This is a genomic window from Pseudoalteromonas xiamenensis (assembly GCF_017638925.1).
In the GTDB taxonomy this organism is placed as follows: Bacteria; Pseudomonadota; Gammaproteobacteria; order Enterobacterales; family Alteromonadaceae; genus Pseudoalteromonas; species Pseudoalteromonas xiamenensis.
The window spans coordinates 1,066,567-1,091,381 of record NZ_CP072133.1 but is presented as its reverse complement, the minus strand read 5'-3'; the positions used below and the strand labels follow the sequence as shown (position 1 = coordinate 1,091,381).

Here is a 24,815-nt window from a genome sequence, read left to right as displayed (position 1 = left end):
TCTCTAGATACTAAACTACCTCAAGATGCGACACCTCAAGTAGGCGGAGGTAATTTTACAGAGGTTTATGGGTGCCAGAACACAATCAGATGTGCATCGCGTCAGAATTTATCAGCGTGTTGTAATCACTCTGATGACGCTAGCTGTAAAATCGGTTTTACTTGCCTTTGTTAGACAGAAGAAGTTAGCAACCTATTTTTAATTGCGGGTGTCGTAACCCGCATTTGGGATGTGTGTTTAAACGTGAAAGGCACATTTTGTCCAAAGGATAGGCGCTGAGACTGGCTAACTGGAGTTGGTTTAAAATTGGTTTTGGCTGCCAATTAAGGCAATGCTTTTTATGTGAGGATGCGCAAGCCACCTGTATACAGAGCATTTTTCTTGGTAATCACGCTTGTGCAATGTCTAATGATAAACCCCAGTTCATGTCATAAAAAATAAAACGCCCGATGTAGTTTATCGAGCGTTTTAAGTTGGTCTGCATCACGCCGAGCAGTGATATAGGTGCCTTCTAAGTGTTATTTAGGTACGCAACTTGATTTATTAAAGAAATATTTAACTTCATAATCTTTGCAGGTCACTAAACCAGAACTTCCACCGTTGTCAGAGTTATAACATTGAAACCCGCCTGAAGATCGAACCTTTTGCCCCGTTAAACTTGCATCGAGCTTGCTTTCAACCTCTCGTGCTATAAACGAGACCATATCAGACACATCGCAGGTGGACGAGATATTGCCAAGTGATTGGTGAACATCAAATTTCTCATTGTCACCAGACGCTGGATCATCAGCATCAAGCCAATCAGTGGCGTACAGTTCCGTTGTGTCTATTAAAGACTTACTAATTTTGTGTATGCCCAGTGAGTTTAGTTCCGTGCCTTGAGTACCATGAAATGCAAAGATCTGCTGCGTAGAGGAAGTAGAGAAAGTGGTGCATTTACCTTGAGGGGTGCCTCCCGAAATACCTTTACCATTACTGGCGCTGAGTTTTAAATAGTAAACAGAGTCGTAGCCAAATTTTAAATCGTCATAACAAACTTTGACTTCACTTAAATACTCACCTTTACTGATGTCAAAATGTAATGCGTTGCTCCATGCGCCACCTTCACCACCATAGGTAACACACTGTATAGGCGTTCCAACTGTAGCATGGCTCAGTCGTTGCTTGGTTTCATAGCAGGCTTTTAACCCATCAATACGAGCGCCTGAACGTACTTGTATATAACTCAAATTATACGTATCACCTATGAGCGCTTTTCGTTTTAATAGACCTATTCCGTCAAAAGCATCACCTTTTGAAGAAGTCCCTACGGCTGCTTTTTTTGCATATTGCCAATCGATATGTTCAGAAGCATTAGGTAGCCAAAAGTTATCAAATGCTTTGTAATAATTTACCCAAGTGGCCTCACTGCCAGCACCTCGAGTAGCTAATAACTTAGTATGTTCATAAGCGTTGTATGGCATACCAAACTCATAGGTGCCGCCGAGGCTCTTACAGTATGCGAAACCGTCTTCCCAAGCCCCTTTGTTCGTTGATAGTTGCCAATTTCTATCGTCGTCCACGCAAGCATGGTACATAGTGCTTGAACAACTTGTATCGGAAATTGAATTGGCAACATCAACGCTCGCACAGTCACCAGACCCGTTTGGATGGTTGCTTTTCCAAGACCAAACATAGTCTTCAATTTGTACTTCATTGGCGCCATAGCCACTCGCTGCAGCCGTGCCATTTGCCTCAACCAAAGCCAACTCGAGTATTTGTGGTCCTTGTTAGCCCAATTACTTATTACCTTACTTCCCGTTTTATCCGATGCAGGTCCATCAGGGTTTAGTTGTGTGGCATCGTCAATGACAACCGACATATTATTTGCTTGATAATGGGTCGTTTTGTCGGTGCCTGTGCAGCCGTTACTGTTATTTTGGCAAAATGGTTGGTTGCTTTGTAAATCGCCATTTTCATCAAATGTGTCAACGCCAATAAATACCGTATCGAAGAATTTCCCGTAGCTACCGTGATCATGGTAAGTACATAAGTTTCCTGCATCTCTAGGCGTTTGTATTACGGCAACGATTTGCTTGCCCGAAGCGAGAATGTCTTTTTTAGTGAGCTTATTAACGGGCAATGATGCACAATTATTTTCCTCATACCCCCAATCTGCAGGTACAAGCAAGTAGTCGCCAATATCTTTTTGCAACCGCTCGCCAATTTTGTTGTGCCAATTGTCATGGTGAATGCTTTTGTAAGCTTCTATTTTTAACAGCACGACTTCATCAGGGTTTTCATCAAGAAACGCTTTAATATCGTCTAGTCCATCCGAGAGCTTAGCATGGTAGGTAGAGGAGCAAAGCGCCTCCTTCTCGCGATTATTGTGACAAAGCATCGGAGTCGAATCTAAGGTTGTTTCTGGATAGATATCAAATTCCATTGCTCGTATTCCGCGTTTTAGTAAACTTTTGGGCGAATAATACTGATTAACATCTGTATATATGCCTTTGTCCCATGAAAAAGATGCATACGCGTTATGAGCACCCGCCCAAAGCGTTTTGGAAAACGGCGCATTGGTGTCAATTTGGCCTTGTAGATCTAAGCGAGTCACTTGCTCACTATCTGTATCAATTGCACTATTAGCGACAAATGGCGTTATAAAAGCAAACAGACCACTGGTAACCAGCATTTTTACCGCATTAGATGGTGTTAAATGTTTCATCGTTAATTCCTCTCCTTTTACAAAGTGTGTTGGTCCTTAAACCTGACTCAATTCAACAATTAGAATCAGTACTGGCTACCGATTTAAAATGTAGGAGTGAATAGTGCAAACAATATGAAATGATCTAGAACCACAGAAAAGTACACCTCGTTAAACTGCGTAAAAGTGCTCAAATTGTTTTAAAATTAAAAGCTTGTCGACTTTACCTGATTGACTGGCAACAGGAGCGCTACAGCAATAATTTGCAAAGCCGTGAAAGCGCGTCATTAAGCGTTTTAGTGACTTTGTTGCACAAGGCCTTGGTGTTGATATTTAGCCAAATTTCGAAAATCACCTGTTTTCGAGCAGTAGAGAGTTATTAAAGCAGCATTTTAAAAAGCGTAGGTTGGCAAAAGCCTATTTAGGCAGGCAGTCCTCTATGAGTGAAATCGCACAGGAATTTGGCGTGCGTTATTCAACGGAGAGTCAGGCTGTTACACGATGCAAGACTTGACCTCAATTGCTTACGGCGGGCATTATTCGGCAGTGAGCCGGGCAGTTGCACGATGCAAGACCTGACGCTTACTATTTCGAGGGTTTCTTCCTCGCTTTTTATACTAATTCAAAGCGCTGACGGTTAGCCTTCATATTCTGTATAGTGGACAGTCTTTCCCTAATTTTGTCACTTTGGGACGCTGTGTAACTATTAGCGACATTAGGAAACGATAAATTACAGGTATGCTCGCAGTGATCCTTTTGAGCGGTATCGAGATTGTTAACTAACCTAAACACACCTTGTTGCAAGTTTCGTCTTTGCCTTATCTCATTGATTCTGTAAACTAACCAAAACCACTGAGTAACAAGGAGTTACAGTGATAAGCGTAACTGATCTATGCTTTTCTCGGGCTGACGGAGACCAAGTACAAACGCTGTTCAATGGCTTTAGCTTTGACATCGCGGCGCAAGAGCAAGTGGCGTTACTCGGCGACAGTGGCTCAGGGAAAACCACCTTATTGCATTTACTTGCAGGGCTACTCAAGCCTGACCGCGGCCAAATTAGTATTAGTGGCGAAGTTATATCTGCCTATAACGACAAACAACTCGCCCATTATCGTCGCAAAATAGGCCTTATTTTCCAGCATTACCAGTTACTGGATTGCCTTAGCGTTAAGCAAAACATCTTATTTCAACATAAGCTAAACTACCCAAATCAAGCAGCGGAAGAATTCGAGCTGTTAATAGAACAACTTGGTCTTGCCAATAAATTACATAAGTTACCCAGCCAACTGTCTGGTGGCGAGCAACAACGGGTAGGTATAGCCAGAGCTCTATTAAATCAGCCCAAGCTTATTCTAGCTGACGAGTTCCCACCGGCAATTTAGACCAAGCCCGCTCCCACCAAGTGGTTGAAATGCTTACTAGCTTATGTAAAGAAAGGCAAATCAACTTAGTCATGGTCACCCACTCACAGCAACTCACACGGTATTTTGATACGGTAAAAGTGCTCGCCAACGGGCAATTCAACGAGTAAAACCATGGCCGAAATTAAACTGATATTGACGACGCATTGTGCATATTTTAGGCGTCACCCTTGGCTGTTATTACTGTTTGTTGTCGGGCTGAGTTTAGGCAGTGCGCTACTCACCGCGATATCCGGGCTTAACCAAGAGGCTAAAAATCGCCACAAGACATCCTCAGCACTCATCGATTCGGCGGTCAGCCACATCGTGAAGCCGCCCATTGGTCAAGACTATATCGATGGCACACTGTGGTTGAAATTACGCGAACAAGGCTTTACCAATGCGCAGCCGGTGTTGCGAGGAAAGCTAACGCTCGCTTCCGGTAAATCCCTCTACTTGCAAGGCATAAATAGCTTAATCTGGATGACTAAGCCTATTCCCGCAGTAACTTCACAACATCAGTCCTCTAAGCGTGAAAATACCGATTTTGCATTTGATGCGATTTTGGTAGACGCCAAACGGGCAGAGCGATACCAACTTAATAAAGACGATAAAACGCTTACGCTACAAAACAGTCCATTTACGCCAAAGCTGGTCTTGGTTGAAGACATTGGTGTTTGGTCTGTGACGGATATTGCGTATGCAGATAGACTACTTAACGCACAAGGCAAACTTAGTTTTATCGAGTTTACCAGCTTAGCCGCAGATCAAATACCGCTCGTAGAAGCCATTTTAGGGCATGATGCCAGATTGATTGCCTCACAAGAGCAAGACTTTGACGCGCTCTCAGAAGCCTTCTTTTTTAACCTCGCCGCTTTGGCGCTACTTGGTTATATTGTGGCCGCATTTTTAAGTTTCAATGCCATAAAGCTGTCTGTTGCGGGGCGCAAAAAACTGCTCACTCAATTTAACCTATTAGGGTGCTCAAAACAGGCCATCACAACAGCAATTGTGATTGAGTTTACCCTGATGAGTTTTGTCACTGCGCTGCTTGGCAGCGTGGCTGGCTTTGTGATTGCCAATGCGCTTGTGCTCGATATCAACCGCACTTTAATGGGGTTATATCAGTTAGATAAAGCCCTTATCATCGGCTGGCAATGGCAATCGTTGGCACTTGGATTTATGGTCAACTTGACGACATTGGCGCTGATGGTTGTCACTCAAAAAAAGACGCTGCAGAACCAAGGCAACACGCTTTTCATGTTATCGTTACTGGGTATTATTACTGCGCTCGGTTATTTATATCTAAACGCCAACTCTGAATTTGAATCGCTGTTATTGTGCTTTTTCATCTTGGCTTTGTTTGTACTGCTAACACCCAAATGCCTACAGGGTTTGCTGAGCTTTAATAACCCGTTTAAGCAGCCCCTGTGGCAATGGCTTTATGCCGACAGTCAATCTCAGTTAACTGAACTGCGCATTGCGATTGTGGCCATTTTAGTGGCGCTTGGCAGTGCCATTGGGATGCAAATTATGGTGAAAAGTTTTAGTCACACCCTAAATGCCCACCTTGAAAAACAGCTCAGTGCAGACATTTATATGCATATCGATACATACCAACCTGAGCTAAGAGCGCGATTAAACACCGATCCTGATATTGCGCGTGTTGGTATTTACATGGCATCAAACGGTTATATCGATAAGATGCCAGCAAAGCTGGCAAGCTTTGGCAACAGCCCCGGTGCGTTTTCACATATCAATTTAACAACGGGCGATCCCGTTACTCAGGCGCACTTTGCTGATAATGGCTGTATTGCCAATGAACAAGCGCTTATCAAGCATGGCATAGCGCTTGGTGATACTGTGTCGTTCAAACAAAACCAGCACAACTATTTATGTCGAATTTCCGCCTTTGCCTATGACTATGGCAATACGGCTTTAAGCCTTATCACCCTCGAAGACAGCATCAAGCAAAGCCCATTACACTGGCAAGTGTATGGCCTATCCCTAACTTTAAGCGAACAGGTTTCAACATCACAGATGACTGAGCGGCTGATTAATAACTACAACATAGAGAGTACGGCCATCTCTGAAAATAAACGCTTTAAAGACATCGCTAACACGCTATTTAACGACACATTTAAAGTCACTAAAGTCTTGAACGGTTTTATTCTTGCCATTGCATTGGTTAGCTTATGTATCAGCTTATTAAGCCTCAGTGCCCACCATAGCAAACAACTTGCGGTGCTCAATAGCCTTGGTGTCGATTCTAATCAATTACACCAACTTAAGCTCATCCAAACCATAGGTTTAGTGGGCTTTACCAGCCTATTTGCGATCCCGTTGGAGCTTCGCTTTGGGTATGGCGCTACTCAAATACGTGATGCCGATTGCCTTTGGCTGGAGCATACATTTTTATCTAGATGTACCTGCGCTATTGGATACCTGTTTATTCTTGCTGCTAGCGGCTGCTATTTGCGCCTATCTTCCGGTAAAAAAGCTCACTGCAAGCTTGCACAGTAAGGAGAGCGCATTATGAAGTCCTTTTTGTCCTTGATATTCGCTTTAGTTTTATTATCGGGGTGTGAACAAGCGCAGCCGCCAGAAGAGAAGCAGCTATTGCATACCATGCACGGTGAAGCCCGTGGATGCTAAACGCGGTGTGACGTTTCCTGACGATCATGGCGCACATTTAGCGCAAGGCATCGAATGGTGGTACGTCACCGCGACCCTCACAGCTGAGACAGGTGAAACCTTTGGCGCGCAGTGGACGCTCTTCAGAACTCAAGTACCTTTGCCTTTCGAATCGACGTGGTGGGACGACCAACTCTACTTTGCGCATTTTGCACTGCAACATCAGCAAAAACACGTTGCCTTTGAGCGCTATGCGCGAGCGGGTCAAGCGCATATAACGGCACTGCCATTTGCGGCTAACTTAGATGATTGGTCGCTAAAAAGTACAGGGCAACGCTTGTTACCTCTGCAAATGAAAGCCAAGCAAGACCGCTATGCCATCGATGTTTCGTTGACGAATAGCCCGCTGACCCTTCATGGTGACAACGGCTACAGCCAAAAAACGCAAAGTGGCCATGCCTCTTACTACTTTAGTTATCCATTTCTTGAAACCACTGGAACCCTCACCTTCGAAGGTAAAGAATATAAAGTGACGGGCAATGCCTGGTACGACAGAGAGTGGTCAGCCAGTTTGATCGACAAAAATCAAATGGGGTGGGATTGGTTTAGCTTGGTGAGCGAAGTTAATGATAAGCCAACAGCAAAAACTGGTTTAATGCTCTTTTGCATTCGAGATGCACAGCAAAACTACGATTACTGCAGCGGCACGCATATTGATGAAAAAGGCCAAACTAAGCCTATTCACAAACAAGATATTCAGTTAGAAAAGCTCGAACACATTCGTATTGATAACAAACACTACCCGAGTAAATGGCGCGTGACTTTGCCGAATATGGCGCCCATCGTGATTGAAACCATCACGAAAGATTCGGTCAATAAACTCGCCATTCAATATTGGGAAGGCCGAGTGAAAGCGAGTGGCGGCTTTAATGGTTTGGGGTATGCGGAGTTATTTGGTTACTAGGTGTTGCGGGGATTAACCCCGCAAAACACGCTCATGTAATGGTTCCATCGGATAAGCGAAGGTAAGAAATCCGACCATCCTGCCATATATTGATAACGATTATTGAAGCATGGGTGCTAAGCCAAAAACCAACAAAGTGCAGGCAATTGACGATAGCACAGACCCGGTACGTACCAGCAGCTTAACTGTAAATTCACTAGTAACCGATGCCGTAAACCCAGCGCCTGCAATCGGAAGTGCTTTACTTGCGCCGGTTACCGACGCTACCGTTATTCCCAGCCAAATAAGCATGAATCCGATTACACAGCCATAGGCGACAAAAATCTCAAAAAAGCGCGGTAACACAACCTGTGACCAAATCACACCAAAGAGAGCCAAGGCTTTGCCGCATTGAATAGCAGTCAAATGACCAGACAGCGCCATGCGAGAATTTTTTACCTTGGGTATTTTAGGTCATTTGACTAAAATATTTTGTTAAGACGGTTATCCAAGTGTTCTCGCTGCAAAAAATATAGCCACTTCAGTAGGCATTAACTCCAAACATGCATTTATTGCATTCGTCTTTTTGTCGACTCAGTGAACTAAGATGCCTGGGAAATGAGTATCGATCCACAATTCAACTATAACGCTGTCCGCTTCATTTGAAACTAATGCACGGTAATTGGAAGGTCATTGACCACTAACGATTGACCTTTTTCTTTGGCGCGAATAAAGCTTGAAATTAAGACGTCGTTTTCCAACGTATTAATATCTTCCACCTTTTCAACCATACAGAACATGATGGAGTCCCAGCCAAGGTCTTTTACAAAAGTAGTAAGGTGTTGCAGATTGTCTTGATAATTTTCATCGGTGGTAAGTAGGCCGATAGAGTGTTGGTTACCGTGTTTGTATTTGTTGTTATTCGTCATTGAACATTTTGCGTAACCGCTGAGTACATAAACTGTATTTGATGTGTTATCCATGATAGTGACATTCTTTAGCATAATTAACGTCTCTATGCATTTTTCAGACCAAACTAAAAGACGGTTTTTTGATGCAAGTTTGCCTCAACGGAGTAGAAAAATAGCTCGTTTGTTTTATGCAACCGTTCAGCAATCTCAAGAGTGTCAATTTTTTGAAATATCAAAAGAAAATGGATAAGCGTTTAGTGGACATCGGTAAGTAATAGGAAGTGGGAATGGTTGAGGCTGTATTGGCGAATAAATTGGATTGCGCCAAGCTCAGTTAAAATGGCTGTATTATTCCAACAAAATCAGCTACATCGTTAGTGCAAAAATTCATACTTCTCGACAAGCTTTGTGTAGTCATCTGATTGTTTAAACGATTTCATCGCGGCATTGAAAGCCTGCATAAGCGCCTTGTCTATGAACGCCACGTGATAGTTGGTTTTTGGAAAAAGTCGGTGAACAACTACATTAGACATGTGTGAACTTCCCATTAGCTCTGTACTTAAGTAGTTAAAAATATTGATGTCCATGACGACGAAATCTACTTTGCCTTTCAACAGCAGTTCAACTTGCGTGCGCTGGTTTGGTAACTCTAAATACAAAGGACTTTTTCTTGTGACTATTCGGTATTCATTACCAAGGACCACAGATGCGTTTTGGAATGCAACAATTGAGTAGTGTTCCAAATCTTGTAAAGAGTTGATTTCGATGCTGCGCCCTTTTAGGCTGATGGCCGCATTTTGATAGGAAATATACGGTTCACTGAGACTCGAGGCCTTCCGTGTCCATGCGTTGATTCATGGTTAAGGCTGCATCCACTCTGCCCAATTTTATCAGGGTATTTGAACGGCCAAATGGCACGTAGACGTAACCTACTGGATACCCCATTTTAGCGAATATGGCAGAAACCATGTCGAGTCTCGAATCCAGAGTTCTCTTCTTCGATTACGTAGGGTGGTTTGTTCCAACCTACTGAAATAGATAAGGTATCAGCAATAACTTGGTTCGACAGTAGTACAGTTAAAAGTAGTGAGTAGAACCACGAGAGATACCTGCGCGTAGGCCTTCCTAATCTTCTATGCACACACTTTACCTTTTTTTCCACTTAGATTGAGAGTAGGACAAATTTTTCCATTCCGACATTAAATTTGATCAGAAAATCTATCGAAACAGTGATTGATTTTCGGCCTTATAAGGACTTATTAGTACGTTTGAGAAGGTGAAATACCGTATGCATCTCACAGGAACAGCAACATTCTAGGGTTGGGATTAAAGCAGGATTCTATGGATGTACCTGCATTGGTAGCTAATGAGGGAGTTGGGTCGTAGACCGTACAATGCTAGTTCAATATGGAAATAACCAATTGATAAAAATGAATAAATATATATCACGCTTATTGGCGTGAAGCTGTTTTAGACTAAGACCGATGGTCGCTATTTCAAAGTGTTTTTTGGCTGTTATTTAGAATCATTCAGTTTGTTGAAGCAAATTGTTTTGGGGTTTGACCCGTGTTGGTTTTAAACGCCTTGTAGAATGACGATTTGGCGTTAAAACCCGATGCTAGTGCAACTTCTAATATTGAAAGTTGGTTTTGCACAATAAGTTGTTTGCTGTATTCGATACGATAGCTGTTTACATAGTCAAAAAATGAACTATTTAAAATCTGATTGAGTGTTTGCGATACGTAGTTCGGCTTTTCTGAAATCTCGGACGCTAAAAGCTTAAGTGATAGATCAGGGTTTAAATAGAGTGCCTTCGCCTTCATTACTTGCTCAATTTTGTCTGCAATTTTTTGTGACCGAGCTTCATCAAGACCCGAACGAGTATACTTTTGTGGTGTATCCTCTTCCGTGTGCAACGCCGTAATTGTTTCAAGATCCTCTTTTTGCAGGTATCGTTCGTTAAACCCGGGTTTTTGACGCAGACCCCAAAATGAAATTAGCCAAAGCAAGGCAAAGTAACCAATCAATAAGGCATAGGTCAAAGCGCTCTGTGATTGTACAAATAGGCTCGTTACAAACACGCAAAAGGCCAGCACCCAAACGACAACTAACCCAGAGATGACGATAAATAACCAGCCCATTTCTCGTTTGTCGTTGGAAGCAAATAGCTGCTTAAGTTCGCTGCGATAGGCCAGTAAACGTCGCACAATTAAATAAACGTAAATCGATGACTGTATAACCCAAGCCAACATAAAGGCGAACGTAAACATAGACATCCATTCTGCGGGTTGCGATAGCGTTTGCGCATTTTCCTGCATGAGTTCTGCTAAATAGTGAGTGGGCATAAATAGAAGAACCAACGCATAGCACAAAGAAAATGCAGGCAGGACAAAATGCAAATTGCGGTTCTCTTTTACATGCCAAATGGTTGGTGAACAGATGCCTTTTACATAAAACCACAAACAGATTGGTTGCAAAATGTAGCAAGGTACAACGATTGCAAGGCTATAAAGTTCAAGAGTCGGCACTGCGTGTATGAACAAGGGAAGGGCGTTAGCGCATGATGTGACAATCAAAAAAAGCGCCAACATTATATAGGCTTGACTGGTTTCTCGTCTTGCAATGAGCATCGGAATGACAATGCTGACGAGTCCGAGAGTCCCGGCCAATATGTAGTTCATAAAATAGCCTTGCATGCTTGGTTTACCTTAGTTTTTGGGGGCTAAATCAGTCCTAGCCGTCACGCGCGGTCGATGAAAACACACAAACACGGCACAGTTTACGTCAATCATAAAATAATTTGAAAGGATGAGACTAGAAAAATGAAATCAGCAAATCGTGTAACTGGAGTCGCAGCAATTGGGCTGTCGCTTATCTATATCTTTGCATTCGTCTACTACGGGGCATTTTGGAATTTTCCCGGTCAAAGTGATGTTCAAACCAAGATGAACTTCCTTGCCGAGCACCAAAGCATCATTTCGGCAGTTTCGTTTATTACTTACATCTTATTCGGCTTGGTTTTGTCCATTCTCGTTGCTGGTACTGTTCGTTGTTTGCAACAAGCCGGAGAGATGCAAAAGTCGATCACTGCAGCTTTTGGGTATTTGTGGGTTGGGCTGGTGATTGCGAGTGGGATGATTGCAATCAGTGGAGTGGGCTATGCGATTAAGTTGGCAAACACGGATGCACAAAAAGCATTTGATGCATGGAGCTTGATGATGACTCTTGCACAAAGTATTGGAGGCGATAACGAGATTGTTGGCGCTGTATGGGTCTTACTTGTTAGTGTGCTTGCGCTTAAGGTTAACGTTTTTTCTAAGTTTCTACATTACTTGGGTATTATCGTTGGCTTAGCGGGCGTTGCAACCGTTACTTCTTATGATAGTTTCAAAGAGCTGTTTGGGGTTTTACAAATTATTTGGTTTTTCTGGTTTGGTGTGTGTTTTTTACAACGAACGTCGGATGATGTGAGTAGCGAAAGGACATTGTAAATTGTTGCAAATTCCTCTTGTGACGAGTTTAAAAAGGTTAACCTCGGTGAGTTAACCTTTTCTTATCTCAGTTAGCCGTAAATGAAAACGTTAAACTGAATAGTTAGTTTGTATGATTACTGGGCGCTTATGCCAATTTCGGCACACACATTTGGGAGATTTTTTTCGGTTAAGCCTGGTAACAGATGTTTTAGTTTTGGGCGGGAGATTTCAGCGCGTTGCTCCTCTGTACCATGCATGATTGTCTGGATCCAATTGTTGAAAAATGAGATTCGAGAGTAATATTCTCGATTGCCATATTTACCGAGTGGACTGCCGAAGTCGCCTCGAGAACTTACGCCAAGTAAATAGTAACGACCGTTTTTCATGATAAAAGCAGGGCCACCGCTATCTCCACCGCCACTGATACCTTCTAAAGGAAGGGCTTGTTGACCTTGCTCGAAGATAAACTGTAAAAGCGGACCTTCTGCTTTAGCGACGGTATTATTCGCTTTGCGTAAAAAGCCATTATTTTTAGCATTATCAATTGTTTGACCCTCTAACCCATTGCCAGTGCCACCGATACCAATAAAGGTTGTTGCCTGACCTAATTCATCAGATGCGGTATAGACTTCAGCCGGTAGTATGTGAGTAATAGGCCGAGCCAATTCGAGTAACGCGAAATCATGGCTCACGCCCGGAGTGTAGTTTGAATGTACAAAACGCCGTTTTACTTTAACCTTTACCCCACCGACCAATATTGTTGTATTGGGATCTGTGCAAAACGTAGTATGTGCCGCGGTTACCACCCAGTTGGGGGCAATCAATGTTCCATGTGCTCCATCGATATAAAATTGAGCAAGGGGTGGAAAGTCGTGCAACGTTGCGGCGTATTTTTCGGGAGCGACATCGTGGCGTATTACAATTGCGGATGCAGAGAGTGAAATTGAAGAAACAAGTGCAGCCGTAATTATAGCTATCGTTTGGTTTGTCATATGTTGATTACGTTTGTAATATTTATTTTTACAATAGACGTTGATGGAATGAATTACAAGTGTAATCTTGTATTCGTCTATAAAGTGATTTCCCGATCATTGTTTGATTGGGGCTTTGGACACTTGAGGCTTGTGCGCTGCACGCCAAATTGCTAACCTCGAATTCAATTAACCGTAAAGAGGTGTAAACATGCAGGCATTTTCCGAGAAATTTCCGATAAAAACCCAAATTAGAGTGGCTTGGGGAGACATGGATGCATTGGGCCATGTGAACAACGTTTCATATTTTCGTTATTTTGAAACGGCCCGAATCGACTTTTTAGCACAAACGGGCTTACTGGAAATCTTATCGGACCCGAGTACCAGCCCTGTTTTACGTGATACTCACGCGCATTACAAACGCCCAGTCGTGTTTCCGGACACGCTTATTATTGGCACGTATATTACCGACATTAAAAGCGATCGTTTTACGATGCGCTATGAAGCGTTTAGTGAACAGCAACAAGCGGTATGTACCACGGGCTATGCCAACGTCGTGATGTTTAATATGAAAAGCGCACAAAAAACACCGATTCCAGCCAACATGATGGATGTACTTTTACAATACAGTGTTGATTTAGCATAGGCCTTTCAGACTCAGCGTCAGGGAATTCTTGTTGTCATCATTACGTGTGTTTTGGTGTATTATTGCGTCTATTGAAATTGGAATAGTTTAAGCATCAGGGGCAGGTTATATGGCCAATACAGCACATGCACTACACATCTTAGTAAAGCATCAAACTCAAGCGGAAGACATTCTTTTGCAGTTAAAAAAAGGCGCTAAATTTCAGACCTTAGCCAAAAAATATTCAACCTGTCCATCGGGTAAAAAAGGTGGTGACCTGGGGGAATTTAAGCGCGGTACAATGGTGCCTCAATTCGACAAAGTGTGTTTCACGTGTGAAGTGCTGACACCGCAACTCGTCAAAACTAAATTCGGTTGGCATATTATTAAAGTCTTATATCGTACATAAATCTAAAAGGTCATCCAGTTATCAGCCGTTGTAAAGCGAGCTAGGTCCTGAATTCACAAGGGATTTTTTCTGTTTGGTCAACACGTTTTTAGCCAGTTTTATCTTTACGAGCAGTTAGAGGGAATAATGTCGTTTGGGGTCTCATCGCTGCACTTAGCAGAGTCAAAGTGCTTGTTCCCCTTGTTGTTACTTGTTAAGGTCTGTCAGTAACTTGATTATTTTAAAGGATTAATCGTGCAAATAAGCAAACGTTTAGTGCTCGCTATGTGCATTGCATGTACTTCGTTATTTAATTCTCCTTTCGTTTTTTCAAAAGTATTGGCTAATGAGGCGAGCCTTGAATCCGAAGTATTGACTCACGTAATGCGTTCCAAGCACCTAGGTGAAGAGCGCAAAATCGTGGTGCAATTGCCGAAGAGTTACAACGCGAGCTCCAAATAAGGTTTATCCAGTGATTTACCGCTTAGATGGAGCAAGTAACTTACCTTTAATTTCGTCGGTTATGGAACGATTACAAAGCACGGATAGCGCGCCGGAGGTGATCGTCGTCGCGATAGAAAATACGGATAGATTAAGAGATTTTTACCCAACGGTGAACAAAGAGCCACAGGGACCCGTTGGCTTAGGAGGGGCGCTGCCAAATTTTTGGATTTTGTAGAACAAGAGCTTATACCCTATATTAATTCCAACTTTCGCACGCATAATTTTAAAATAATTTCGGGTGCGTCTGCTGCAGGTGTGTTTTCACTGTATGCGATGCAGGCAAAGCCAAACCTATTTCAAGCACATTTGGCCTACAGTCCCGCAGTCTGGTGGAATTATGGTGCTGCAACCACACGCACCAAACAGTTTATTAAAGACAATCGAACACTTGAGACCTATTTGTACATGAACATTGGTGAGGAAGGCGGCATAATGCGTGCGCGTTATGATGAACTTCAGCAATTCATTCAACATAACAAACCCACTCACATGACCTACGAGAGCGATGCATTTGATGGAGTGCCACACGATTTAACCGCAGTTGCCGGTGTGTTTAATGCCTACCATAAATTGTTTTTACCGAAACAAATGCCACTCAAGGCCCTTTCGAAAGACATGACCTCCATTGATACTTATTACAAAACGCTATCTAACCAGTGGGGTGAAAGCGTAGCACCTCCAGAGGGGGCGGTAAGGCAATTGGGGTATCAACTCATTGGTGCACAGAATTATGATAAAGCCATACAAGTGTTTGAATATAACACCAAACTGCATCCAAAATCAGTCGATGCGTGGTTTGGTCTGTCTTATGGTTATGAGTCTAAAAACGACAACACAAATGCTTTAGCAACGTTGGAACATGCAATCAAGCTTGCAGATAAATCCTATCCTTACTTCGATATGTTGTTAAGCTCAAAAGCTCGCCTTAAATCGGTGGTCCTTAATTAAGGAAAGTGGCAATTTGGTAATGGGGAGCTATACAACCGCTCTCCATTTCATTCGGTTTTGTTGCCAGCACAGTACTGCGCGCATTACTCATTCCAACTCAGTTCAACAATATCTGCCTGCAAATCCTCTTGATAGGCAAATGCCATCTTTTGGCAATTGGGTGTTACATCAAAACTAATCTGGGTTTTCCTTGGTAGCGTAAAGGCGAGTTGAGTATCACTGTCGATAACTGAATATTGCCAAACGTCACCAGTCATCACTTGTTTTTCGTAGTACAGGGTGTTATCACACAAGGTGTACTGGGTAGTACGGGCCAGATCTGCGATGATTTCATTTTCCACACCCGTCTTGAGGTCGTATTGCCAAATGCCGGTCTGGTCGTATTTTGTGATATACATCGTTGTGTCATCTGCCGCCAGTTTCACTTGATACCCACCGGATGTTGTCACTTGGTGTGTTTCACCATTTTGCAGGTTGAACGACCAAATCTCCCATTGACCGCTTTTATCAGAACTAAAATACAGTTTTAACCCGTCGTGGGCGTAAATCGGAAAGGCAGCACTTTGTTCGTGCAACAACTCGTCAATAGTTTGGGTTGTCAATTGATAGCGTAAAAGCGCCTTGTCTTTAGTGGCAATCACTAATTGCTGGTTATCAGGACTCCAACTAAAACTGTCGATAATCGCGCCTTTGGGTAGCATGGGTGCGGCTACCAATTGTTCGTCATCCGCAATCCATAACTGCATTTCACCATTTCTATCGGATAAAAACGCCAGCTTTCGGCCATCTGGGGAATAAGCAGGTTGGCGTTCTACGCCGCTTGAGCTGAGCGCCAGTTTTTTTGGAGTGACCGTGCTTTCGACTGAATTTTCGTGTAGAGCGGTGAGTTTAGTTTCCCATAAGTTCGCGACGATGGACTCTTCCGAAAACACGACTCTTTTGCCATCAGCGCTAAACATTGGATATTGAATTGCTTTTGGGGATTGGTAGAACGTGGTTATTTGACCAGTCGAAATATCTAGGCGGTTGAGTTTCCCTCCATTTCGATTGTCGCTAAACACAATGCTTTTTTCATCAGGCGACCAGCTTGGTTTCCAGCTGAGAAAGCCCAACTCGCCGATTTTTTTCAGTGCGTTTGTGGTGAGATCCATGACGTAAACTTGGTTATTGCCCCAATACTTATTTCTAAAAAACAGCAGACTGCGTCCTGAAGGCGAAAGGGCGAGTTCATTGTCGCCATAGAAGTTGTTTTCTCGACTGGTCATGGTTTCCAAACGGTTAGTGGCCAGCTCTAAGCGATAGATCTGATAGGGAACCGAACTATTTGCGCGGTCAGTAAAATAAAGCCATTTATCATCTGGCGACCACACCACATTGCTGTAATGCTCAAGTGCCCCGCAAAGGTGCAGAGTGTGGATTGTGTCAGGTTCGCCGTTTGGTAATAGTGTTAGGCGCCGCAATGCGCACTGATTTTGTCCTTTTTGAAAATACGCAATGGACCGTTTGTCGTGCGAAAGTGCTGGCGAACGATGGTCAAATCCGTTGTCGGTAAGTTGAATGGTGCGATTGGTTTGCAGCTGTTTTAAATACAGCTGATAGGGTTGCTCTTGGTTATTTTTATGTCGATAAACCAGCCAACTTGCATCAGCTGAAAGCTGTGCGTCGTATTCGCGCCCACTTTCACTCGTTACTTTTTGAAATGACGGTGGTTTTGTAAAAGTTGTGGCTTGATCCGTTGGTGGAGATGGAATTAGGTGAGTGACCACTAAAACCAACAAGATTAATAGTGTGCAAGCAACAAAGGGTATAAATAGCTTTTGGGCATGGCGTATTGCAGGTGATGTAGATGATTCAAACTTGTTGATGTGCATCGGTTCGCTCATCGAAACCTCGACGACAGCGATAAATTGGTAGCCTTTTTTGGCGATCGTTTGAATATAACGGGGAGAGTCAGTGCTATCAGCCAGGGCTTTTCTGAGTAGTGTGATCACTCTGCTTACTGCGCCGTCACTGACGGGGGCAGGCCAGATGGCGTCCATAAGCTGTTGCTTTGAACATACCTCACCTTGGCGGCTGGCCAAATACACAAGCACTTCCATGACCTTAGGTTCAACTACTAGACATTGGTTATCACGGTGTATTTGATTTAAGCTCGCAACAATTCGGCATGTTCCTACCGTAAAAATATCGGGTAATGGGGGGCCACTAAAGACTCCTTTCTTCTTCAAATTTGATAATAACGCATTGAATTTTAAAGACATCAAAAAAACATCATCAAAGCATCAAGATAAAATCGCGATTCGATTGTTGAGACTCATTTTGCTAAATCGCTACAACAAAAATGCATTTGAATTACAACGAAATTGAAAGGAGCAATGTATGAAATCTGCACCATTTTTTATCGCAACCTTATTGGTGTCAAGTCTAACGGCAAGTGCCAATCCTTTGTCCATTACAAACGCGGTACAAAACCCTAATCGCACGGCTCAAGATATAGCGCGAGATGCAGGACGAAAGCCAGCAGAAATTCTGGCAATCGTTGATGTGAAAGTGGACATGAAAGTGGTGGATTATTTGGCTGGTGGAGGGTATTACACTGAACTCTTTGCTCGCCTATTAAATAATTCAGGCACGGTGTTTAGTGTAAAAGGCAAGCTGGAAAGTAGAAACCTGAGTGAATTCAAAAACATTAAACCGCTTACGTCACTTGAGTTGGACGACTTGGAAGGCCCAGTTGATCGAATTTTTACCGCGCTGAACTACCACGACTTAGTAAACAAAGCGAACTTAAATCGTCAAACACTCTTAAAGTCAATGCATCAGAAGCTAAGCGATGATGGTTACTTAATTATTATCGACCACAACGCCGGTCCTGGAATGGGCATTAGCCAAACGAAAAAACTCCACCGCGTGGAAAACAGTTTTGTGCTCAATGAAGTGCTAAAAGCAGGCTTTGAGTTGGATATGTCGAGTCTCTGTGCTCGCGAACGCGAAAGACGATTACCGTTTAGATGTATGGCAACCTACAACCAAAGGAAACACTGACCGGTTTGTTTATCGTTTCAAAAAGCGTACGCTGTAAGTGTCCAAGTAACCATAACATCGGGGTCTAGTCAGACCCCGAAGTAGGTGTTTAAGGCGCAGTACCAATACGGCTTAATTTGGACTTGATGGTGATTTTGACTGAGACGCGATGCTTTTTTCAAGGCGCTCCATTTGCTCCGCTAATGCATTTTGTGTGATCTCAAGTTGTGCCATGTTTGCACCAATCTCTAGCTGTTTCGAATCTCGAGTTTGAGATTGCGACTTCAATTTATCAAGTTCTGTATTAATGGCCGTTAGCTGGTTTTTCAGAGACTGCGCAACTTGCAATTGCTCTTGCAGTAGCGACATTTTCAATGTGAATCTCAGTTTGTGTTTGCGAAAGAGTTTTTAGGTTTGTCGCAGCATCAGACTGCTGCTTTAGTTGTTGAGTTTGCGCGGCTGTTAACTTGTCAGCCTGATCTTTAAGCTCTTTAATTTCCGATTGATTGCGACGCCACGCTGACGCCCAAAGCTTATCCATTTGTTCCCACAATTCATCAGTCCGGGTTGCAACCGCGGACAACTTAGCTTGAATTGCGCCAGCAGATTGTCCCATCTCTTCACCGGTTGCTGAGAGCGCACGTTCAAGTTCACCAATCCGCAGCTCTGAAGCGCGCAGTTGCGAGAGCGTGGCTAAATTTTGTTTATAGAGTGCATAACCGCCTGCGGCAAAGCCTATTATGGCAAGAATGCCGAGCCAAATTACCGCACTGGAGGATTTGGTTGGTGAAGGTGCAGCTGGCGTATTTGGTTCAATTGTCGGCGCTTTATTTTTCAATTTTGTCTGCGACTGTTTGTAATCCTCGACTTGGTCGAGATCGGGCGCTAGGCTGAACAGTTCAGGTTCAATTCGTTTATTCAACACAGTTACCTATCGTTTTTTAGACGTAATGAAAGCAGCTTACTGTAAAACCGCGAAGGATGGAATCTGCAAGGAGATTCAGGCTACTTTATCTCTTGATTTAAGCGTGAAAATGAGCGCAGCCGTTAACTGATTGACACTATCTGTAACTATTTGAGGTATTTTGTCGGTAAGTTGTTATAATTTCGTTCCCAAAAATATAACTAATAAAAGAATGAACAAACTTACCTTAATATTCGCCGTAGTTGCTTTGCTTAACGGTTGTGGTGGTTCAGAGACTAAAACTACGCCCGTCGTTACAAACCCAGACCAAACAATACCACCGACGAAAGTTGATACGTTGCCGATTCTAAAAATGGACGGTGTGGTTTCACTTAAAGCAGAAGTTGACACCGAAACGGTTTTTGACATTGAAGAACAGGATGGAGACGCACTGAGCGTCGTCTTTTCAAATCCCCCAAATTGGTTAACGTATTCAATTGTTGGTAATAAACTAAAAATCAAAACGAAGCCGACGTTGTTTGCACTCGGGGATTACGACTTACCCTTTACGCTAAGTGACGGGAAAAATAGTCTAGCGTTTACGCTCAAACTTACCGTGGAAGATAACCCGGCAAAGTGGGCTACGTTGTTGCTCGATGAGCAGGCACTTCACGGTGTTTGGATGAACGAAACAGGCGACCAAACATTCAGTTTTATGCACAATCGTCAAGGCTACTGGATAAACAGTAACGGTGAAGTGAAACGCTTTGCTCATTCGCTTTCTTATTCTCTAGCTCTTGATTTGTCGGAGGTGGGGTGTAGGGCAGAGGTTTGTGAAACACTCGATACGATGGAGATTCGACCGATTGCGCAGGCGGGTAATCGAATTCGTTTTTTGGTTTCGGAAAGTGGCAAAGAAGATTACTCGATAACACTGATTAAACCGTCTATGAGTTTAAATAACGGGGCTTACACGATAAAAAATAGCGAACCTAAGGTTAGCTATGTTGGCGTTTCGATTGTCGATACAACGACGGATGAAAGCAGCATTCAAGTTAGCTATGACATTCAGGCCAATGGTAATTCAAGCTCGTGGTATTTAATGCAAACGGCCTACTTTCCAATTGCGTTCAAGGGTGGTGCTACCGAATTACCTGAGTACACGTACCAAGATTCATTTTCTATTAGAAATGAAAACACGTTTGAGCTAGAAGACGTCCAAGTTACTTACCGAGTAAACGCAAACATAATGGGGGCAACGGCTCAACATTTGTTTGTTGAAATTGAAACCATCGGCGAGCCGAATAATCTAAAAGGGCAAATATCAGACTATTCCGGTTTAAGTGATCTGGTGAAGCAACGACACTTTGTGAGCCTGTTGGAAAAATTAGATGCAGCTCCTGCAATCGAATTTGTGCCAGGCACATCATATCTAACGCGTCTTTACGAAAAGGCGCAAACGATTAGTGATCCGAACTACTATGGTGGTTCACTCACGTTTACACTCGATGATGCAACCACAGGTAAAGCGTATGTGCAAAAACCAGATCTCGAAGAAGTCTTTACTGTTCCTTTTAATTATGAATTCGAAGCGGGTAAGTTTGTTGTTACAACAGACGGGCAGGTTGAGGCAAAGCGATTCTATCAGTTTCCAAACGGTCAAACGGGTATGACATTGAAATACACGCATCCCGAGACCAACACCACGAGTTATACACTTTACGCCGTAAAGCCAGTGAATATTACGGCTAACAAAAATGACTACTTAGGTACATTTGAAATACTCGATAATGAATATGAGGGTGAAAAACGCTATTTTACTTTAACGTCAGACGGCAAAGCCGTATGGTCAGGTGCATTGGATGCGATACCTCGTTTTCTTACTCGTTATGAAAATGATGGTAGCTTGTCGCTTTTATATGATGGCTATTGTGAATTCCCCGACCAGCTTTTTGATGACTGCTTAGCCTTTAGTAAAAAGACCAATCCAGATACGTATTACTTGCTCAATATCAAGTTAGTGCACCGAGTTGGTGATCATTATGGACTTGCTTACTCGGTTAATTCGACTTATGGATTTTACAATTCTCTACGCAGTCTGAAAAAAGTGAACTAGTTCGTTTAGTATTAAACACTAAGGCATACCTCGGTATGCCTTTTTCGTTTTTAATCCAAAATTGAAGTTAGAGCGCGTCAATAACAGCGAGCTTTGTGGCGAGAGTTCGCTCAGGTATAATTGACTCAATTTAGTTAGTAATAGCAGTTAGCATGCAGATATTTGAATACAATCCGCCAAGCGACCCATGGCTAGATATTCGTTATGAAGACGATGATATTGTCATTATTAATAAACCTTCAGGTTTACTATCGAACCCAGGACGCGCTGAAGTCACTTTCGACTGTGCTCTAACACGTTTGGAGAAGCAACTTGGTTGTATTTATTTGGTGCATCGCTTGGATTGCTCCACCTCTGGTGTAATGGTGTATGCCAAAAGTAAACGAGTCGAGATTGACCTTAAAGTGCAGTTTCAAAACCGTGAAACCAGCAAAGTTTACATTGCACAAGTGCAAGGCCATTTAGCAGATAAAGAGGGTTGCATTGATTTACCACTTGCAAAAGACCCAGAAAACGTACCAAAACAAAAAGTCTGCCATGAGCACGGTAAAAGTGCAGTGACGTATTATCGTGTAATTGAAGAGCGCGAACACTCGACACTTCTGGAGCTCAAGCCAGTCACAGGCCGTACTCATCAGTTACGAGTTCATATGCTGGCACTCGGTCACCCTATTTTAGGGGATGATTTTTATGGCGATGCGGCCTGTATCACGGCTTCCGCTCGACTCAATTTACACGCGCAAACCTTAAGTTTCACGCACCCAACAAGCAAAGAAAGAGTTAGTTTTAGTGTGGATCATGAGTTTGAATCCCGATAGACGCTACGCAATTCTTTAATTTAACGTGCCACAAAACCAGAATGTTCACTTTATGGATGATGATTGCACTCAACAGGCGTGAACACACTCTCAAATGCGCTTGTTCGTTCATTCATTAACAACGTAGGGCTGAGGCTATTACGCTTGCACCCGAACTGTCTTTTTAAAACGAGAAGCCTGCAACGTTATCGTGCAGGCGGAAGGATTCAATTAAACCGACCCATAACAACAAACCGCGTATCAGGGAATAAGATCCCCGCTTGAGGCAATTTTAATGCCGAAAAACCATAACGCTGCATGACAGGAACGCGATGCTCAGGGCAGTCAAGCAATAAACTCTTTACACCTAAATCGTCACACAAATTGAGGCGCTCACGAATTAAGGCGCTCGCAATCCCTTTACCACGCCAAGAGGGGGCAACAACGAGTCTGCCCATGGTCGCGAAAGGGGCGGGCAGTTCAAGTCCATCGTAGAGTTCTTGTTCAGGAAGATGATTTAAGTTGTTGCTAATGCAAAGACGTGCCGTTGCTATCATTCCTGCTTCGGAGGTTACTGCCCAAAGGTGGGCATGTTTATCAGCTTCTTCTAGCCAAACGTGTTGGCAGGCCTTCTGTCGGTCGCTATGTTGGTTGTCCTGCCAAATAGACGCTCGGAGCGATCCTATTTCGTTAAGGGTATTCGTTGAAGCGTGCTTCGGTTTGAAATACTGCGTGCTAAGCGCCGGCAGAGTTGCAAGATTTGACGGCATAGTAAATGTTCCTTTTTAACGTCACAAAAGCCCTGCAAAACGCAACTGGCCGTAGTTTAAATCGAATTAGAGTTTAGTCGTACAGCGATAAAATGCCGAATAAATGTTTCTTTTTTGTGATTTTATGGTTTGAAAATTGTTTTTAAGCGCCATGAAAAGGCGTCGATATTGGGATTGCTCAAGGCACAATGTTCCCGCAGTCTTTATTCATTATTAAGCCCACCTAGCATCGTTGTTAGGCGTTGCAGCACTATGCTGCTGTTGCACATCGAGTGCGCTCAAATTGTTCAGCCCTTGTGCCAAATTGCACAATGAGATGTTGTTGCTACACTCAAAAAGCAGGGCCATTTGATTCCGATTGTATTGAAATCTAAACGAGTTCTTCTATCTTTTTTAGGTTGCTACGTGACTTGAATGCCTCACTGAAACCGCCAAATTTGGGCACGTTTTGCGCTTTGGAGTGAATAATGAATCTAAATAAAAAGGTCTCCCTTTTGGTTGGCTGCTTGGTGGCATCGTCGCTTATTGGTGGTGGAAATCCCTTACGGAACAGAAAGTGCCATTCGATTAGGGACGTGGCACCATACGGGTTTAGAAACACGCGCAGGGAACGTTCGAAGTACTTCAGACTTTTATGCCGTTTTGGACCATGCGATTTCGGCGTCCTTAAATGGGTTTGTACAGTTTGGCAATGCCAATACTCATTTCAATGAGATAAAAACGCATTGGTCAATTGGGCTGAATTATAAAGGTCTCTTTTACGAGGATGATTTTAGTGGTGCGATGGTGAGCAAGGTGGATGTTTATGGTGCAAGTAGCGAGACAGCAATTGAGCTCTATACAAACATAACAATAAGTGACAACGTTGGGTTAAAACCCGGATTGATTTATATCCACAATATTGCAGGGGATGGGGCGCTTGGCAACGCGACCATAGTCAATTTGAGGCTGAGTATTTCCTTCTAATGCATTTGCCTGTATCAACGACTCAAGTATTGAGACTCCATACCGATATAAAATAAACGCATTGCGGCTGGAGTCGAGATGAAAATTCAGGGAAACGCGTCAAATTATGACGGAAACTTGCCGCTTGGACGCCCAGGAAAAGACAATAATAGTCATGAATTTCCACTTCGTTTATCTCTAGACAATCTAAACAAGAACGAGCCAAGTAAAACAACAGAATCCAAACATGAAGAAGACCTACCAGAGAATATCCGCAAACTTAAAGTCTACATAAAGCAGATTAAGGAACGCCTGGAGATGGCAAAGCAGGAGCTGGATGAACTCAAGGAGCGTACTTTTGAAGATGAAGAACAAAAGGCGGCTCAAATAAAACAGCAATGGAGCGTTGTAAATTCGCTTAATCTTGAACTAATGAATGCGGCTCAATCATTGCAAAAAGCGCTTGAAGATCAAGGTATCACAGACCTAAGTGTGCTGGTTGATGTACTGGTTTAAGCCATCGATTTCGTGCTCCAGACCATATCCTCAGTAACTTACAGATTTCGTATTAATACTAATATCCCCATAAAATGTAATGGCATGTAATAGCGAGATTTGATTTTGTGGTTTACATTTTCTTTACGTAAAAATAAGTCATCGACTCATTCATGCCTGCATCTTGGTGTTCTTTTTGCCCGTTGTCATTACTCAATTGTATTAACAATGTTCATTAAATCATGATGTTAAATGTAATGCTTTGAGCGAAGACAATCTGT

The 24,815-nt window shown here is 43.0% G+C and carries 22 protein-coding genes and 2 pseudogenes; 12 read left to right on the top strand and 12 right to left on the bottom strand.

Going from position 1 to position 24,815, the window contains the following annotated elements; all coding sequences use genetic code 11:
• Window positions 1-518: 518 nt before the first annotated feature.
• Together J5O05_RS21705 and J5O05_RS21700 are read right to left on the bottom strand one after the other, a co-directional pair.
• On the bottom strand, window positions 519-1,463 hold the full coding sequence (locus J5O05_RS21705; RefSeq protein ID WP_244369855.1) for a jacalin-like lectin: 945 nt from the start codon (window positions 1,461-1,463) through the stop codon (window positions 519-521).
• Window positions 1,427-2,707, bottom strand: a complete 1,281-nt coding sequence (locus J5O05_RS21700; protein WP_244369853.1) for a phosphatidylinositol-specific phospholipase C domain-containing protein — start codon at window positions 2,705-2,707, stop codon at window positions 1,427-1,429. Before J5O05_RS21700 ends, J5O05_RS21705 begins: the two co-directional genes overlap by 37 nt.
• Window positions 2,708-3,558: 851 nt before the next feature.
• On the opposite strand from J5O05_RS21700, the pseudogene J5O05_RS05335 reads away from it, so the two are divergent.
• From J5O05_RS05335 to J5O05_RS05325, 3 genes and pseudogenes are all read left to right on the top strand, one after another.
• Window positions 3,559-4,217 (top strand): annotated as a pseudogene (locus J5O05_RS05335) (ABC transporter ATP-binding protein).
• A 4-nt stretch (window positions 4,218-4,221) separates the two neighbouring features.
• Entirely contained in the window at window positions 4,222-6,609 is a 2,388-nt protein-coding gene (locus J5O05_RS05330; RefSeq protein WP_244369851.1) for an ABC transporter permease family protein, read from the top strand.
• Window positions 6,610-6,730: 121 nt separating this feature from the next.
• Entirely contained in the window at window positions 6,731-7,684 is a 954-nt protein-coding gene (locus J5O05_RS05325; protein WP_244369849.1) for a lipocalin-like domain-containing protein, read from the top strand.
• Window positions 7,685-7,783: 99 nt separating this feature from the next.
• Here J5O05_RS05325 and J5O05_RS05320 read toward each other — a convergent pair whose 3' ends face one another.
• From J5O05_RS05320 to J5O05_RS05305, 5 genes are all read right to left on the bottom strand, one after another.
• Window positions 7,784-8,107 carry a hydrogenase gene (locus J5O05_RS05320; protein ID WP_244369847.1) on the bottom strand — a complete coding sequence of 108 codons (324 nt, stop codon included), beginning with the start codon at window positions 8,105-8,107 and terminating at the stop codon, window positions 7,784-7,786.
• A 224-nt stretch (window positions 8,108-8,331) separates the two neighbouring features.
• Window positions 8,332-8,646: a hypothetical protein gene (locus J5O05_RS05315; RefSeq protein WP_208843919.1), complete on the bottom strand. Its 315-nt coding sequence runs from the start codon at window positions 8,644-8,646 to the stop codon at window positions 8,332-8,334.
• A gap of 302 nt (window positions 8,647-8,948) precedes the next feature.
• Window positions 8,949-9,233: a hypothetical protein gene (locus J5O05_RS21695; protein WP_425281511.1), complete on the bottom strand. Its 285-nt coding sequence runs from the start codon at window positions 9,231-9,233 to the stop codon at window positions 8,949-8,951.
• A 157-nt stretch (window positions 9,234-9,390) separates the two neighbouring features.
• Window positions 9,391-9,543 carry a hypothetical protein gene (locus J5O05_RS21690; RefSeq protein ID WP_244369846.1) on the bottom strand — a complete coding sequence of 51 codons (153 nt, stop codon included), beginning with the start codon at window positions 9,541-9,543 and terminating at the stop codon, window positions 9,391-9,393.
• Window positions 9,544-10,103: 560 nt separating this feature from the next.
• A complete protein-coding gene (locus J5O05_RS05305; RefSeq protein WP_208843918.1) occupies window positions 10,104-11,255 on the bottom strand; it encodes a helix-turn-helix domain-containing protein in 1,152 nt (383 codons plus the stop codon).
• A gap of 141 nt (window positions 11,256-11,396) precedes the next feature.
• On the opposite strand from J5O05_RS05305, the gene J5O05_RS05300 reads away from it, so the two are divergent.
• The gene (locus tag J5O05_RS05300; protein WP_208843917.1) at window positions 11,397-12,065 is read left to right on the top strand and encodes a hypothetical protein; all 669 of its coding nucleotides are present in this window, start codon (window positions 11,397-11,399) and stop codon (window positions 12,063-12,065) included.
• Window positions 12,066-12,181: 116 nt separating this feature from the next.
• On the opposite strand, the gene J5O05_RS05295 is transcribed toward J5O05_RS05300, so the two are convergent.
• On the bottom strand, window positions 12,182-13,039 hold the full coding sequence (locus J5O05_RS05295) for a S1 family peptidase (protein ID WP_208843916.1): 858 nt from the start codon (window positions 13,037-13,039) through the stop codon (window positions 12,182-12,184).
• A gap of 190 nt (window positions 13,040-13,229) precedes the next feature.
• Between J5O05_RS05295 and J5O05_RS05290 the strand changes: the two genes are divergently transcribed.
• The 3 genes and pseudogenes from J5O05_RS05290 to J5O05_RS05280 all read left to right on the top strand — a co-directional run bounded on the left by J5O05_RS05290 (window position 13,230) and on the right by J5O05_RS05280 (window position 15,483).
• Window positions 13,230-13,664: an acyl-CoA thioesterase gene (locus tag J5O05_RS05290; RefSeq protein ID WP_208843915.1), complete on the top strand. Its 435-nt coding sequence runs from the start codon at window positions 13,230-13,232 to the stop codon at window positions 13,662-13,664.
• A gap of 109 nt (window positions 13,665-13,773) precedes the next feature.
• Complete coding sequence (gene ppiC / locus J5O05_RS05285; RefSeq protein ID WP_208843914.1) at window positions 13,774-14,052, top strand: peptidylprolyl isomerase PpiC; 279 nt, start codon at window positions 13,774-13,776, stop codon at window positions 14,050-14,052.
• A 264-nt stretch (window positions 14,053-14,316) separates the two neighbouring features.
• A pseudogene (locus J5O05_RS05280) lies at window positions 14,317-15,483 on the top strand (alpha/beta hydrolase-fold protein).
• Between the two features lie 83 nt (window positions 15,484-15,566).
• Here the strand turns inward: J5O05_RS05280 and J5O05_RS05275 are convergent.
• Window positions 15,567-17,744 carry a winged helix-turn-helix domain-containing protein gene (locus J5O05_RS05275; protein WP_208843913.1) on the bottom strand — a complete coding sequence of 726 codons (2,178 nt, stop codon included), beginning with the start codon at window positions 17,742-17,744 and terminating at the stop codon, window positions 15,567-15,569.
• Window positions 17,745-17,862: 118 nt separating this feature from the next.
• Here J5O05_RS05275 and J5O05_RS05270 point away from each other — a divergent pair, with 118 nt between their 5' ends.
• Window positions 17,863-18,528, top strand: coding sequence for a hypothetical protein (locus J5O05_RS05270; RefSeq protein WP_208843911.1), 666 nt, complete (start codon window positions 17,863-17,865; stop codon window positions 18,526-18,528).
• A 111-nt stretch (window positions 18,529-18,639) separates the two neighbouring features.
• On the opposite strand, the gene J5O05_RS21685 is transcribed toward J5O05_RS05270, so the two are convergent.
• Both J5O05_RS21685 and J5O05_RS05265 read right to left on the bottom strand, forming a co-directional pair.
• A complete protein-coding gene (locus J5O05_RS21685; RefSeq protein ID WP_244369844.1) occupies window positions 18,640-18,795 on the bottom strand; it encodes a hypothetical protein in 156 nt (51 codons plus the stop codon).
• 16 nt (window positions 18,796-18,811) lie between these two features.
• Window positions 18,812-19,429, bottom strand: coding sequence for a hypothetical protein (locus J5O05_RS05265; protein ID WP_244369842.1), 618 nt, complete (start codon window positions 19,427-19,429; stop codon window positions 18,812-18,814).
• A gap of 214 nt (window positions 19,430-19,643) precedes the next feature.
• On the opposite strand from J5O05_RS05265, the gene J5O05_RS05260 reads away from it, so the two are divergent.
• Both J5O05_RS05260 and J5O05_RS05255 read left to right on the top strand, forming a co-directional pair.
• A complete protein-coding gene (locus J5O05_RS05260; protein ID WP_208843909.1) occupies window positions 19,644-21,527 on the top strand; it encodes a hypothetical protein in 1,884 nt (627 codons plus the stop codon).
• A gap of 152 nt (window positions 21,528-21,679) precedes the next feature.
• The gene (locus J5O05_RS05255) at window positions 21,680-22,345 is read left to right on the top strand and encodes an RluA family pseudouridine synthase (protein ID WP_208843907.1); all 666 of its coding nucleotides are present in this window, start codon (window positions 21,680-21,682) and stop codon (window positions 22,343-22,345) included.
• A 206-nt stretch (window positions 22,346-22,551) separates the two neighbouring features.
• On the opposite strand, the gene J5O05_RS05250 is transcribed toward J5O05_RS05255, so the two are convergent.
• Window positions 22,552-23,094, bottom strand: coding sequence for a GNAT family N-acetyltransferase (locus J5O05_RS05250; protein ID WP_208843906.1), 543 nt, complete (start codon window positions 23,092-23,094; stop codon window positions 22,552-22,554).
• 498 nt (window positions 23,095-23,592) lie between these two features.
• Between J5O05_RS05250 and J5O05_RS05245 the strand changes: the two genes are divergently transcribed.
• Both J5O05_RS05245 and J5O05_RS05240 read left to right on the top strand, forming a co-directional pair.
• Window positions 23,593-24,060 (top strand): carbohydrate porin, encoded by a 468-nt coding sequence (locus J5O05_RS05245; protein ID WP_208843904.1) that lies wholly within the window; start codon window positions 23,593-23,595, stop codon window positions 24,058-24,060.
• A gap of 78 nt (window positions 24,061-24,138) precedes the next feature.
• The gene (locus J5O05_RS05240; RefSeq protein WP_208843903.1) at window positions 24,139-24,555 is read left to right on the top strand and encodes a hypothetical protein; all 417 of its coding nucleotides are present in this window, start codon (window positions 24,139-24,141) and stop codon (window positions 24,553-24,555) included.
• Window positions 24,556-24,815 lie beyond the last annotated feature (260 nt).

Excerpts from the sequence above, each read along its gene's own strand:
- J5O05_RS05240 (WP_208843903.1), top strand. The coding sequence starts at position 24,139 with ATGAAAATTCAGGGAAACGCGTCAAATTATGACGGAAACTTGCCGCTT.
- J5O05_RS05290 (WP_208843915.1), top strand. The coding sequence starts at position 13,230 with ATGCAGGCATTTTCCGAGAAATTTCCGATAAAAACCCAAATTAGAGTG.
- ppiC (WP_208843914.1), top strand. The coding sequence starts at position 13,774 with ATGGCCAATACAGCACATGCACTACACATCTTAGTAAAGCATCAAACT.
- J5O05_RS05250 (WP_208843906.1), bottom strand. The coding sequence starts at position 23,094 with ATGCCGTCAAATCTTGCAACTCTGCCGGCGCTTAGCACGCAGTATTTC.
- J5O05_RS05270 (WP_208843911.1), top strand. The coding sequence starts at position 17,863 with ATGAAATCTGCACCATTTTTTATCGCAACCTTATTGGTGTCAAGTCTA.
- J5O05_RS05315 (WP_208843919.1), bottom strand. The coding sequence starts at position 8,646 with ATGGATAACACATCAAATACAGTTTATGTACTCAGCGGTTACGCAAAA.
- J5O05_RS05305 (WP_208843918.1), bottom strand. The coding sequence starts at position 11,255 with ATGAACTACATATTGGCCGGGACTCTCGGACTCGTCAGCATTGTCATT.
- J5O05_RS21690 (WP_244369846.1), bottom strand. The coding sequence starts at position 9,543 with ATGGTTTCTGCCATATTCGCTAAAATGGGGTATCCAGTAGGTTACGTC.
- J5O05_RS05300 (WP_208843917.1), top strand. The coding sequence starts at position 11,397 with ATGAAATCAGCAAATCGTGTAACTGGAGTCGCAGCAATTGGGCTGTCG.
- J5O05_RS05275 (WP_208843913.1), bottom strand. The coding sequence starts at position 17,744 with ATGTCTTTAAAATTCAATGCGTTATTATCAAATTTGAAGAAGAAAGGA.
- J5O05_RS05295 (WP_208843916.1), bottom strand. The coding sequence starts at position 13,039 with ATGACAAACCAAACGATAGCTATAATTACGGCTGCACTTGTTTCTTCA.
- J5O05_RS05260 (WP_208843909.1), top strand. The coding sequence starts at position 19,644 with ATGAACAAACTTACCTTAATATTCGCCGTAGTTGCTTTGCTTAACGGT.
- J5O05_RS05255 (WP_208843907.1), top strand. The coding sequence starts at position 21,680 with ATGCAGATATTTGAATACAATCCGCCAAGCGACCCATGGCTAGATATT.
- J5O05_RS05320 (WP_244369847.1), bottom strand. The coding sequence starts at position 8,107 with ATGGCGCTGTCTGGTCATTTGACTGCTATTCAATGCGGCAAAGCCTTG.
- J5O05_RS21705 (WP_244369855.1), bottom strand. The coding sequence starts at position 1,463 with ATGCCATACAACGCTTATGAACATACTAAGTTATTAGCTACTCGAGGT.
- J5O05_RS21700 (WP_244369853.1), bottom strand. The coding sequence starts at position 2,707 with ATGAAACATTTAACACCATCTAATGCGGTAAAAATGCTGGTTACCAGT.
- J5O05_RS05330 (WP_244369851.1), top strand. The coding sequence starts at position 4,222 with ATGGCCGAAATTAAACTGATATTGACGACGCATTGTGCATATTTTAGG.